This is a genomic window from Skermanella pratensis (genome assembly GCF_008843145.1).
Taxonomy (GTDB): Bacteria; Pseudomonadota; Alphaproteobacteria; order Azospirillales; family Azospirillaceae; genus Skermanella; species Skermanella pratensis.
The window spans coordinates 2,227,614-2,239,302 of sequence record NZ_CP030265.1; the positions used below are offsets into that span (position 1 = coordinate 2,227,614).

Consider the following 11,689-nt stretch of genomic DNA (forward strand, 5'->3'; position numbering starts at 1 on the left):
GCTGCTACTGGGCGCGGCCACCGCCTTCGGGGGGGATGGTTAGCCGGACGCCGCCACCGATCGGACCCGACCCAGCCGTCCGGCCTTTCTCCCGCCGACCTGATCGGTGGAACGCCGTCCCGTGCGCCGTCCGCTCGGGAAACCCCGGTCCTGCCGGAAGGGCTGTTCGCCCGGCATGGCGACGACGGCGGAACGGTGGATCCGACCCGGGCCGGCCAGCAACTCATCCTCGACGCCATACCGTTCCCGGTCGCCGTCCTGCGGCGCTGCGACGAGGTGGTCCTCTACGTCAATACGCCGCTGGCCAGGATCGCCAACCAGGACGCCGCGTCCATGATGGGCCGCCGCTCCACGGTCAAGTACGCCACGCGCACCGACTACGAGGACGTCCAGGCGGCGTTGGAGCAGACTGGCCGGATCGACGAGCGCGAGGTGCGGCTGCGCAATGCGGACGGCAGGATCTTCTGGGTCACCCTGTCGGCCGTGCTGATTCCCTATCACGGCGAGGACGCCTTCCTCGTGGGCTTCACCGACATCACGGCGCGCAAGCAGGCGGAGGTCGTCCAGCGCGAGCTGATCGACGCCGTGCCCGTGCCGCTGGTCCTCGCCAGGACATCGGATGCGAAGATCCTCCAGATCAACCGGCGGGCGTCGGAACTGTTCGGGATCGCCTCCGACCTCGCGGTGGGGCGCTATGCCACGGATTTCTACGTGGTCGAGGAGGAGCGGCGGCGCCTCGGCATCCTGTTGCGCCAGGACGGCCAGGTGGACGAGTTCGAGGTCCAGCTGGCCGACAGCATGAAGCGGCCGTTCTGGGCGCTGCTCTCGGCGCGGCTGTTCGACCACAAGGGCGAGCAGGCCAGCCTGACCGCGGTCAACGTGATCAACGAGCGCAAGCGCATCGAGCAGGAGCTGGCGGTCGAGCGGGCCATGCTGAAGGCCACGCTGGAGAACATGGACCAGGCCATGCTGATCACCGACCGCGACCTCCGGGTGATCGGGTGGAACAGGCGCTGCGTCGAGCTTCTGGGACTTCCCGCCGATTTCCTGGAGAGCGGCCCGACCAAGGACGAGATCGCCGGCTATCTCGCGGACCAGGGCGAATTCGATACCCTGCCCGAGTCGGAGGTCGGGCTGTTCCGGGGCGACCAGCGGGCGCTGCTCGAAAGCCGGCCGATCTACGAGCGGCGGCGTCCCAACGGGACCGTGGTGGAGGCGCGCAGCAACCGCCTGCCGGGCGGCGGATTCGTGTGCAGCTATACCGACATCACCAAGCGCAAGGCCGCCGAGGACGAGCTGCGCGCCTCGAAGGAGGCGGCGGAACTGGCCTATTCCGGCCTCCAGCAGGCAAAGAACAGCCTGATCCAGGCGGAGAAGATGGCGGCGCTCGGCTCCCTGGTGGCGGGCGTCGCGCACGAGATCAACACGCCCATCGGCACGGCGCTGACCGCGGCCTCCCACCTGGGCGAACGGACGGCGGAGTTCCGCGCCCAGTTCCAGGGCGGCAAGCTGAAGAAGTCGGAGGCCGAGCGCTACCTGGAGACCGCGGTCGAGACGTCGGCGATCATGGTCGCCACCATCGGCCGCGCGGCCGAGCTGATCCAGAGTTTCAAGCAGGTGGCGGTGGACCAGTCCACGGACATCCGGCGCCGCTTCAACCTGTCGACATACATCGCCGAGATCCTGCTCAGCCTGAAGCCGCGGCTGAAGCAGACCCAGCACGCGGTCGTGGTGGACTGTCCGCATGATCTTGAAATCGACAGCTATCCGGGTGCATTATCCCAAGTGCTGACCAACTTCGTGATGAACTCCATACTCCATGGCTTCTCCGATGGGCAGACCGGAACGATCTCGATCTCCGCGGAGTTGAGCGACAGCGATACCGTGGTGATACGCTATGCCGACACCGGGCGGGGCATCCCGGAAAAGAACCTGGCGCGAATCTTCGAGCCTTTCTTCACCACCAGGCGGGGAACGGGAGGCACCGGACTGGGGCTGCACATCGTTTACAACATCGTGACCCAGAGCCTGGGTGGCACCATCGAAGTGCGGAGCGCCGTGGGAGAGGGCGCCGCCTTCATCCTCGCCATTCCCAGGACCGCCCCGGGTCAAGTGGAGCTTTGGATCGACGAGCGATGACAGCCATCGACGGAGAAATCGGCGAGGACGACGACGACCTGCTGTTCGCCGACGAGGCGGACGGGGAGGGGGAAGAGGCCGATTCCCCGACCCTCGACAGCGCGACGGCGAACCGCCGCAGGATCAAGCCCTGGAAGGTGATGATCGTCGACGACGACCGGGAGGTCCACGCGATCACCAAGGTCGTCCTCAACGACTTCGTCTTCGACGACCGGCCGCTCGAATTCATCAGCGCCTTCAGCGCGTCGGAGGCCTGCCACCTGATCCTGGAGCATCCCGATACAGCCGTCGTGCTGCTCGACGTGGTGATGGAGACCGACGATGCCGGCCTGCGCTGCGTCGAATTCATCCGGCGCACGGCGGGGAACGAGCAGGTCCGGGTCATCCTGCGCACGGGCCAGCCGGGACAGGCGCCCGAGCGCCAGGTGATCGTCAACTACGATATCAACGACTACAAATCCAAGAGCGAGCTGACGTCCCAGAAGCTGTTCACGGCGGTGGTCGCCGCCCTGCGGTCGTACCAGCACATCATCAGCATCGACATGAGCCGCCGCGGGCTGGAAAAGATCATCGACGGATCGGCGTCCCTGTTCGAGCACCGCTCCATGAGCCAGTTCGTCGAAGGCGTGTTGCTCCAGCTTCGATCGCTGATCCACGGCGCGACCGGGTCGCTGCTCTGCACCGTCTGCCAGGACGGCGGCGCGGCGCCGGTCGGCGCGCTGCAGGTGCTCGCCAGCTCGGAGATGCTCGGCGTGGAACCCGGGCAGCCGCTCGATCGGATCCTTTCGGCCGATGCCGTCGCCGACATCCGGCGATCCCTCGACGAAGGCCGTAACATCTACTGCGCCGACCATAGCGTGATCGTGTTCCGCTCGCGCAACCATTCGACCAGCGTCGTCTACCTGGAGGGTCATCCGCCCCTGGGCGACCTGGACCGCAACCTGCTGGAAATCTTCTGCGGCAAGGTCGCGATCGCCTTCGACAACGTCTATCTCTACGAACAGGTGCTCAACGCCCAGAAGGCGACGGTCTATGCGCTGGGCAAGCTGGCCGAGTTCAAGGACGAGATCACCGGCCACCATGTCCGCCGGATCGAGCGGCTGACCGGCCTGATCGCGGCGGAGCTGAAGGCGCGCGGCGCCTTTCCAGACGAGATCGACGACCGATTCGTCGACCAGATCGGCCTCGCCAGCATCCTGCACGACGTCGGCAAGGTCGGCCTGCCCGACAGCATCCTGAACAAGCCGGCCCGCCTGACCGAGGAGGAGATGGCCGTGATCCGTCAGCATCCGACGATCGGCGGAAACGTCCTTCGCGAAGTCGCCAAGATGGTCCCGGGCCGCAGCTACCTGAGCCTGGGCGCCGAAGTGGCGGAGTCCCACCACGAGAAATACGACGGAACCGGCTATCCCGCCGGCCTCAACGGCGACGCGATCCCGGTCAGCGGCAGGATCACCGCCGTCGCCGACGTCTATGACGCGCTGATGCACAAGCGCCCCTACAAGGAGGCTTGGACCCTCCAGGACACGATCGACCATTTGAAAACGCAGAGCGGCACCCATTTCGACCCTCTGGTGGTCGACGCCTTCCTGACGATCCTGGACCGCGGCCTGGACGAGGAGGGGCTCGGCTGACGCAGAGGGTGGGCGGTGTCCTCCGGCAGCGTGCCGGGCCGCTGTCCCGCCGCCCCATCAACGACGTTGATCGAGCATCCCGCCCATGACATCCGCCGGAACCGGCCGGCTGTAATGATAACCCTGGCCGAACGTGCATCCCAGATCCCGAAGCGGCTGGATCAGATCGGCCGACTCGACGCCTTCCGCCACCACCTCCATGCCCATGCGGCGTGCCAGGGTGATGATGGTTTCGACGATGTGATGCGTACGCCCTTGCTTGCCCAGCGCACGGACGAACGACTGGTCGATCTTCAGCACGTCGAACGGGAACTTGTGCAGGTAGGAAAGGCTCGAGTAGCCGGTTCCGAAGTCGTCCAGCGCCAGGGTCGCGCCAAGGTCCTTGATCCTGCACATGACCTCGTAGGCCTGGTGGGGATCGTGGACCAGGGCGGTCTCGGTCAGTTCGACCTTCAGTCGTTCGGCCGGAAACCCGGTCATCTCCAGCCGCTCCGCCAGGGCGCCCACCACGTCCATGTCCGTGAAATGCTGAGACGACAGGTTTACGCTCAGGAAGGGCAGGGGGCGGTCGCCGGCGGCCTGCCGCAGCAGGGCGCAGGCCTCGGCCATGATGGTCAGGTCCATGCGGCGGATCAGCCCGCTCTTCTCGCTCAGGTCGATGAACTCGCACGGCGGCACCAGGCCGCGGTCGGGATGGCGCCAGCGCGCCAATGCTTCGAACCCGGCGAGCTCGCCGCCCGCGATGGTCACGATCGGCTGGAAGAACGGCTCGAACTCCCCGGCCTCGAGGCCCCGTTCCAGGTCGTATTCGCGGCTTATCCAATTCAGCGCCGACTCGCCGCGCTCGGTGCCGCCGGTCGGCGCCGACACCACCAGGTGGCTCGCCGTTCCCCGGTCCCGGCTTGGCAAGTCGTTGAGAAGGCCGTTCTGCGCCTGCCTGAACCGGCTGATCAGGCTGCCGAGCAGTTGCCCGACGATCGGCTCCACTTCCTGGATACGCCGCTTCAGCTGATCCCGCCGGATGATCAGCACCTCCGTCTCTTCCGTCGCCCGGGCGGCGGCAGACCGGAGGCTGTCGTCCAGCACCGCCATCTCGCCGAAGATCTCGCCCCGGCCGAGCGTCGCCAGCGTGATGTGGGTCTGGTCCCGGGTGGCGCAGATCTCGACCTGTCCCCGCTCCACGATATAGGCGCAGTCGGCCGGCTGTCCCTCGAAGAAGATCGTTGCACCTGGTCGAAACGTCTTGCGGATCAAGGGAGGATCTCCACGGAGGACTGCCGGCTACCGAACCGGAACAAACCATTTTCAGGAAAATACGGCCTAATCCGATTATTGTAAAGGCAAGCCCTCCTGGTCAAATAATCCGCTCGATCGGATCCAGGCGTTTGCAAGCCAAGCGAAATGTTTCATTTTTGACGGGATGAGAAGGCTGGTCCATGCCTTGGATTTCTCTTGTGCAATATGCATATCAGCGCTTCTACCCAGAGAAAGCGTGCCTGCCTGTTGGTTAGAATTGCTATGTTATGTAACCTCTATCAAGGAGCTGGCGATGGCCGCAATCGAAAGTCTGAAAGCGATTCTTGACAAGACCTATGAAGGCATGACGTCGAAGCAACTGATGGCCCAATCTCCCGCCGCCCTTGCGGGCGTCACCGAGGGCGATGCGCTTAAGCTCAAGGAAGCCTTCGGTATCGATACGATCGAAGAACTGGCGACGTGCAAATACTTCCTGTGGGCCCAGGCGCTCCACGTTCTGGCAAAAACCGAGAAATAGGGCCTTGCCCCGCCGCGGCCCGGAGAGACGCCGTGGCGGGGTCCGCTGCCGGACCCGCCCTCCATGGACATGGCCGTGATTTCGGCGGACAAAATGAAAGTTTCAGATTCGTAACATCAATGCGGAGGAAACTGGTAGCATTTTGCCTATCGGCGGTTTTATATCCCTTGGCTACACATCCCCGTAGGAAGCCAGGAAATGCCGACCACAGCCAAGAAGCCCGACACACCCACCCGACTGCCGACGGTGCCGCCGGGAGTGGCAATGCCTTTGCACTATTCTTCGCTGTCCAGCTGCATGGTCCACCACCTCGTCGATCCCGGCAGGATCATGGAGCTTTTTGAGGGGAGCGGCCTGCAGCCCGCGATTTTCGGCGGCAGGGCATCGGTCTGCTGCAGTTTCCAGGTCAATACCGCCTTCCGGTCGGCCGGGCTGAACCTGCCGCCCGACCAGTGGGCGTCGTCGGCGGCTGGAGTCGTCCAGGAACTGGAATTGAGCATCGTGGCCTGTCCGGAGGGCCGCGGGGGTGAGGTTCCCGACATCACCTTCGACCAATGGTTGATGGGCGACGAGCAGACCAAGCTGCTGGGAACCCACCGCCTGTTCGTGCCCTGCGATGACCCGGCCACCGTCGCGGTCGGCAAGGAGTTGTTCGGCGAACCGACGTTCAGGACCAGCTTCCTGGTCAACCTGCCATCGCCGAACCCGGTCCGCGACGGCATGGCCGCGGCCGCCGAGATGGAGTGGATGCAGACCTGGGGGTTTCGGGTCAACGATCCCGACGACCCGGCCCAGTTCATCTTCACCGCCCTGGTCGACACCACCGGCCTGACCCCGATTCCCGGCACGATCTCTCCCGTGACCCGGTACGGCGTGTCCGCCGCCGGGCCGGTCCGCTCCCGCTGGAGCGTCGCACGGCCGTTCGACACCTTTTTCATCGCCGATGCCGGACCGGCGGATCGGGTGCAGCTGACATACGGCGCCAGCCCCCATCCGATGGGCATCGTCATGCGGGACCTGTTGGAGGGAACCCCGGCCTACGCGATCCAGACCTTCCAGTCCGACCCGGTCGCGGTCCGGAACCGGCCCTGTTTCCTGAAGCCCCTCTGAAGACGTCGGGCTCGGCCTCCCGACGACTGGCGGCTTGACAAGCGGCAGCGATGCCGTGAGGATCGGCGTATTCCCAGGGGAGCCCCGATAGGGGGCTGAGATTCCGTCGGCCTAGCGGCAACGCGGAGACCCTTTGAACCTGATCCGGGTCGTGCCGGCGTAGGAAGGGGAGAAGGCAAGGACTCCGCAGTCGCATCCGCGCCCGTTCTCATCAAATCCATCGCTGCATTCCGGATCTCCGCTCGCCGTCGAAGCAGGAGATCACGATGCCGAAAGACAACAATCCGACCTTCACCGTTTCCACTGGACCGCTGCCCGCGTCGCGCAAGGTGCATGTTCCGGGCGTGCTGTACCCCAACCTGCAAGTGGCCCTGCGGGAGATCGACCTGGAGCCCGGCAGCGGCGAGCCGCCGGTCCGGGTCTATGACAGCTCCGGCCCCTACAGCGATCCGGCCGCCGCGATCGACATCGCCCATGGCCTGCCCGCGCTCCGCGCCGGCTGGATCGCGGCGCGCGGCGACACCGAAGCCTATGACGGGCGGCCGGTCAGGCCGGAGGACAACGGACTGCGCCAGGGCCAGCGGTCCAACTTGGAGGAGTTCTCCGGCCCCGCCCGCCGGCCGCTGCGGGCACGGGGCGGTGTCGCGGTGACCCAGATGGCCTACGCGCGGCGCGGCATCGTCACGCCGGAAATGGAGTATGTGGCGATCCGCGAGACTCTCGGCCGGCAGGCGGCGCTCGACGCGGTGCGCGACGGCCGGTCCTTCGGCGCCGCGATCCCGGACCACGTCACTCCGGAGTTCGTGCGGGACGAGGTGGCGAAGGGCAGGGCGATCATCCCGGCCAACATCAACCACCCGGAGATCGAGCCGATGATCATCGGCCGCAATTTCCTGGTCAAGATCAACGCCAATATCGGCAATTCCGCCGTCGCCTCCTCCGTTGCGGAGGAGGTCGAGAAGATGGTCTGGGCGACCCGCTGGGGCGCCGACACCGTGATGGACCTCTCGACCGGCGCCAACATCCACACCACCCGCGAGTGGATCATCCGCAATGCCGCCGTGCCGATCGGCACCGTGCCGATCTACCAGGCCCTGGAAAAGGTCGGCGGCCGGGCCGAGGAGCTGACCTGGGACATCTACCGCGACACCCTGGTAGAGCAGGCGGAGCAGGGTGTGGATTATTTCACCATCCATGCCGGCGTCCGGCTCGCCCATATCCCCCTGACCGCGCGGCGGGTGACCGGCATCGTCTCGCGCGGCGGCTCGATCCTCGCCAAGTGGTGCCTGGCGCACCATCAGGAGAACTTCCTCTACACCCGGTTCGATGAGATCTGCGAGATCATGCGGGCCTACGACATCAGCTTTTCGCTGGGTGACGGGCTGCGGCCGGGCTCCATCGCCGACGCCAACGACGCGGCGCAGTTCGCCGAGCTGGAGACGCTGGGAGAACTGACGCAGGTCGCCTGGAAGCATGAAGTGCAGGTCATGGTCGAGGGGCCGGGCCACGTGCCGATGCACAAGATCAAGGAGAACATGGACCGGCAGCTCGACGTCTGCCGCGAGGCGCCTTTCTACACGCTCGGCCCGCTGACCACAGACATAGCGCCCGGGTACGACCACATCACCAGCGGCATCGGCGCCGCCATGATCGGCTGGTTCGGCACGGCGATGCTGTGCTACGTGACGCCGAAGGAGCATCTGGGGCTGCCCGACCGCGACGACGTGAAGGTGGGCGTCGTCACCTACAAGATCGCGGCCCACGCCGCCGACCTCGCCAAGGGCCACCCGGCGGCCAGGCTGAGGGACGACGCGCTCAGCCGCGCCCGGTTCGACTTCCGCTGGCGCGACCAGTTCCACCTATCGCTCGACCCGGAGACGGCGGAGCGGTTCCACGACCAGACCCTGCCGGCCGAGGGCGCCAAGTCGGCGCACTTCTGCTCCATGTGCGGCCCGAAATTCTGCTCCATGAAGATCACCCAGGAGGTGAGGGAATACGCCGCCTCCGGCATGGCCGGGATGTCGGAGAGCTTCCGGGCGGGCGGGGCGGAGATCTACCGGCCGATCGACTGACGGGAATGTTGCGCGGGACGTGCAATCTGTATAAATTCCTTTGACCTGAACACCGTCCTAAGGAGTTGTGCCATGCAGACCCCGTCCCGCGCAGCATCCATGTCCCCATCCCCGGCCGCAGTGCCGTCGCGGCCCGGTTCCGCTCCCGCGATCGTCCTGACCCTGCGCCAGGAGGCATTCTGCGCCGCCATGGCCCTTGGGGTCGGGGGCGCGGAGGCGGCGCGCCGGGCGGGCTACTCTCCCAACGGCGCCAAGCAGCGCGCCGCCCTGCTGATGCGCCAGCCGGAAATCCGCGTCCGCATCGACCAGATAAGGATAGCCGGCAGCGCCCATCGGCAACTCCACCTGGACGATGCCGTCGCCGTGGTCAGCGAGATCCTGGACGGAGCCCTGGAGGGGAAAAGCTTCGGCCTCGCCTTGAAAGCGGTGGAATTCCGCCTGAAGCTGGAGGGCATCATTCAGGACAAGCGGATCGCCCACCATTATCACCTCGACGCCGCCCATCCCGACGCCGACCTGGAACGGCTCGACTGCGATCCGGAAGAGGAACTTGATCATATCCGATTCCCCGCCCCGGTATCCGCTCCGGCCGATGCCCCGGTATACGCCGACCCGGCACCCGTCATGTCCGACGTATCCGCGCCGGCGGCACCCGCTATCGCCCCAGCTCCCGCTTCCCGCGTCGAGGCAGTGACCAAGGATGACCTTCGGGCCAAGCGGAGGATGACCCGGCGCTTCGGCGACGTCCCGTCGGCGACCGCCCTGTCCACCATGCCCGACCTGATCCCCGGCCCGAGGTCCGGAAGCGTCGCGCCGGGGCTTGTCGCCGCCTGAGCGGCCGCAATCCCCCTTCCATCCTTCGCCCGAGAGGGAGCATTGACAGAGCCGGGGCGCGCCGCCGATAGTGCGCCCGCTCGATGGTGCCGGGCGGCTCGCCGCCGCAAGGCCGCCAAGAGGGAATCCGGTGGGGGTGCGTCAAGCCGCCCGAGTCCGGAGCTGCCCCCGCAACTGTAAGCGGCGAGCGGGTGTCGTCCACTTGAAGCCACTGGTGCCCCGCGGCATCCGGGAAGGCGATGACGCCCGCATGGACCCGCGAAGCCAGGAGACCTGCCGTCGAGCGCCGTCGATTCAATCACGGCCGGGCGGGGTGCACCGGCGGAGGTGGAGCATGATGTCGATTCCAGCAGACCCTTCGGGCCGCCGCCCGGCGTGACCCTCGTTCTCGGCGGCGCCCGGTCGGGCAAGAGCCGCTTCGCCGAGGCCATGGCCGAACAGGCGTCGCGCCCGATCTATCTCGCCACCGGCAGGGCGTGGATACCGAGATGGCAGACCGCATCGACGAGCACCGCGACAGGCGCGGTCCGCGCTGGACCACGGTAGAGGAACCCCTCGACCTCGCCGGAACGCTGCCGGGCCTCGCAGCGCCCGATGCGGTCGTGCTGGTGGACTGCCTCACCCTGTGGGTCACCAACCTGATGCTGGAGGAGCGCGACATCGCGCACGAGACCCGCGGCCTCGTCGAATGCCTGCCGACCCTGGCCGGCCCCGTGGTGTTCGTCTCCAACGAGGTCGGGCTGGGCATCGTGCCGGACAACGCCATGGCGCGGGCCTTCCGCGACCACGCCGGCCGGCTCCACCAGGAGGTGGCGGCGGTGGCCGACAGCGTCTATTTCCTGGTCGCGGGGCTGCCCGTGACCGTCAAAAGCAATCGTTAGGAACCTTCCTTGAGCACCAAGATCCCCGCGACGGTCATCACCGGCTTCCTCGGCGCCGGCAAGACCAGCCTGGTCCGCCACCTGATCGAGAACGCCCGCGGCCGCCGGCTGGCCCTGATCATCAACGAGTTCGGCGACCTCGGCGTCGATCGCGAGCTCCTGGCCGGCTGCGGCGTCGAGAACTGCCGGGAGGAGGACATCGTCGAGCTGACCAATGGCTGCATCTGCTGCACCGTCGCCGACGATTTCCTGCCGACCATCGAGAAGCTGCTGAACCAGCCGCAGCCGCCCGATCATATCGTGATCGAAACATCCGGCCTGGCGCTTCCCAAGCCGCTGGTCAAGGCGTTCGCCTGGCCCGAGATCCGCACCCGCGTGACCGTCGACGGCGTGATCGCCGTGATCGATGCCGAGGCCGTCGCCGCCGGCCGATTCGCCAGCGACCCCGAAGCCGTGCAGGCCGCGCGCGACGCCGACGAGTCCCTCGACCACGAGAGCCCCTTGGAGGAACTGTTCGAGGAGCAGGTCCAGTGCGCCGACATGGTCGTCCTCAACAAGGCCGATCGGGTCGATGCCGCCACGCTGGAGGCGGTCACGGCCACGGTCGCCAAGCACCTGCGCCCCGCGGTCAAGACGGTGGTGTCGGTCCAGGGCGGCATCGATCCGCTGGTCCTGCTGGGGCTGGGCGCCGCGGCGGAGGACGACCTGGACAGCCGCCCGTCGCACCACGAGCTGGAAGGCGAGGGCCACGACCACGACGATTTCGACAGTTTCGTGATCGGGCTCGGCACGGTGGAGACGCCGGAAGAGGTCGAGGCGCGCATCCTGGCCGCCGTCGCCGCCCATGACATCCTGCGGATCAAGGGCTTCCTGGACGTGGCGGGCAAGCCGATGCGCCACGTGGTGCAGGGCGTCGGCGACCGCATCCAGCGCTATTACGACCGGCGCTGGAAGCCGGAGGAGGAGCGCCGGAGCGAGCTGGTGGTGATCGGTCAGCGCGGGCTCGACCGGGCGGCGGTCGAATCCATCCTGCGCGGCTGAGCCGCCATGCATCTGCTGGCCGCCCAGCCCGGTACCGTCTCCGACGGCAGCGAGGCCGCCGATCTCGGCCAGACCGCGGGCGACATCGTCTTCCTGTCGGCCGCCGACACCGAACTCGCCTGCCTGGCATCGGCCCATGACAGGCTCGGGTCCGGCTTCCCCAGCCTGCGCCTCGCCAGCCTGCTCCAGCTCGGTCATAACCTG

General features: G+C 66.9%; 8 protein-coding genes, 1 pseudogene and 2 riboswitches. Of the genes and pseudogenes, 8 read left to right on the forward strand and 1 reads right to left on the reverse strand.

Annotated features, from left to right (window positions below; translation table 11 throughout):
* Window positions 1–195 precede the first annotated feature (195 nt).
* Both DPR14_RS10050 and DPR14_RS10055 read left to right on the forward strand, forming a co-directional pair.
* Window positions 196–2,139 carry a PAS-domain containing protein gene (locus tag DPR14_RS10050; protein ID WP_192499390.1) on the forward strand — a complete coding sequence of 648 codons (1,944 nt, stop codon included), beginning with the start codon at window positions 196–198 and terminating at the stop codon, window positions 2,137–2,139.
* Window positions 2,136–3,773, forward strand: coding sequence for a response regulator (locus tag DPR14_RS10055; protein WP_158045007.1), 1,638 nt, complete (start codon window positions 2,136–2,138; stop codon window positions 3,771–3,773). Before DPR14_RS10050 ends, DPR14_RS10055 begins: the two co-directional genes overlap by 4 nt.
* A gap of 57 nt (window positions 3,774–3,830) precedes the next feature.
* Here DPR14_RS10055 and DPR14_RS10060 read toward each other — a convergent pair whose 3' ends face one another.
* Window positions 3,831–5,027 carry an EAL domain-containing protein gene (locus DPR14_RS10060; RefSeq protein WP_158045008.1) on the reverse strand — a complete coding sequence of 399 codons (1,197 nt, stop codon included), beginning with the start codon at window positions 5,025–5,027 and terminating at the stop codon, window positions 3,831–3,833.
* A gap of 295 nt (window positions 5,028–5,322) precedes the next feature.
* Here DPR14_RS10060 and DPR14_RS10065 point away from each other — a divergent pair, with 295 nt between their 5' ends.
* From DPR14_RS10065 to cobW, 6 genes and pseudogenes are all read left to right on the forward strand, one after another.
* Window positions 5,323–5,547: a hypothetical protein gene (locus DPR14_RS10065; protein ID WP_158045009.1), complete on the forward strand. Its 225-nt coding sequence runs from the start codon at window positions 5,323–5,325 to the stop codon at window positions 5,545–5,547.
* Between the two features lie 198 nt (window positions 5,548–5,745).
* Entirely contained in the window at window positions 5,746–6,657 is a 912-nt protein-coding gene (locus DPR14_RS10070) for a hypothetical protein (RefSeq protein WP_158045010.1), read from the forward strand.
* 65 nt (window positions 6,658–6,722) lie between these two features.
* Window positions 6,723–6,840: riboswitch (TPP riboswitch) on the forward strand.
* 83 nt (window positions 6,841–6,923) lie between these two features.
* Entirely contained in the window at window positions 6,924–8,729 is a 1,806-nt protein-coding gene (thiC, locus tag DPR14_RS10075) for a phosphomethylpyrimidine synthase ThiC (protein ID WP_158045011.1), read from the forward strand.
* Window positions 8,730–8,801: 72 nt separating this feature from the next.
* The gene (locus DPR14_RS10080) at window positions 8,802–9,563 is read left to right on the forward strand and encodes a terminase small subunit (protein ID WP_158045012.1); all 762 of its coding nucleotides are present in this window, start codon (window positions 8,802–8,804) and stop codon (window positions 9,561–9,563) included.
* A 67-nt stretch (window positions 9,564–9,630) separates the two neighbouring features.
* Window positions 9,631–9,858: riboswitch (cobalamin riboswitch) on the forward strand.
* Between the two features lie 134 nt (window positions 9,859–9,992).
* Window positions 9,993–10,444: pseudogene (cobU, locus tag DPR14_RS10085) on the forward strand (bifunctional adenosylcobinamide kinase/adenosylcobinamide-phosphate guanylyltransferase).
* A 9-nt stretch (window positions 10,445–10,453) separates the two neighbouring features.
* On the forward strand, window positions 10,454–11,485 hold the full coding sequence (gene cobW, locus DPR14_RS10090) for a cobalamin biosynthesis protein CobW (RefSeq protein ID WP_158045013.1): 1,032 nt from the start codon (window positions 10,454–10,456) through the stop codon (window positions 11,483–11,485).
* The last annotated feature ends 204 nt before the right edge of the window (window positions 11,486–11,689 follow it).

Excerpts from the sequence above, each read along its gene's own strand:
- DPR14_RS10055 (WP_158045007.1), top strand. The coding sequence starts at position 2,136 with ATGACAGCCATCGACGGAGAAATCGGCGAGGACGACGACGACCTGCTG.
- DPR14_RS10065 (WP_158045009.1), top strand. The coding sequence starts at position 5,323 with ATGGCCGCAATCGAAAGTCTGAAAGCGATTCTTGACAAGACCTATGAA.
- DPR14_RS10070 (WP_158045010.1), top strand. The coding sequence starts at position 5,746 with ATGCCGACCACAGCCAAGAAGCCCGACACACCCACCCGACTGCCGACG.
- thiC (WP_158045011.1), top strand. The coding sequence starts at position 6,924 with ATGCCGAAAGACAACAATCCGACCTTCACCGTTTCCACTGGACCGCTG.
- DPR14_RS10080 (WP_158045012.1), top strand. The coding sequence starts at position 8,802 with ATGCAGACCCCGTCCCGCGCAGCATCCATGTCCCCATCCCCGGCCGCA.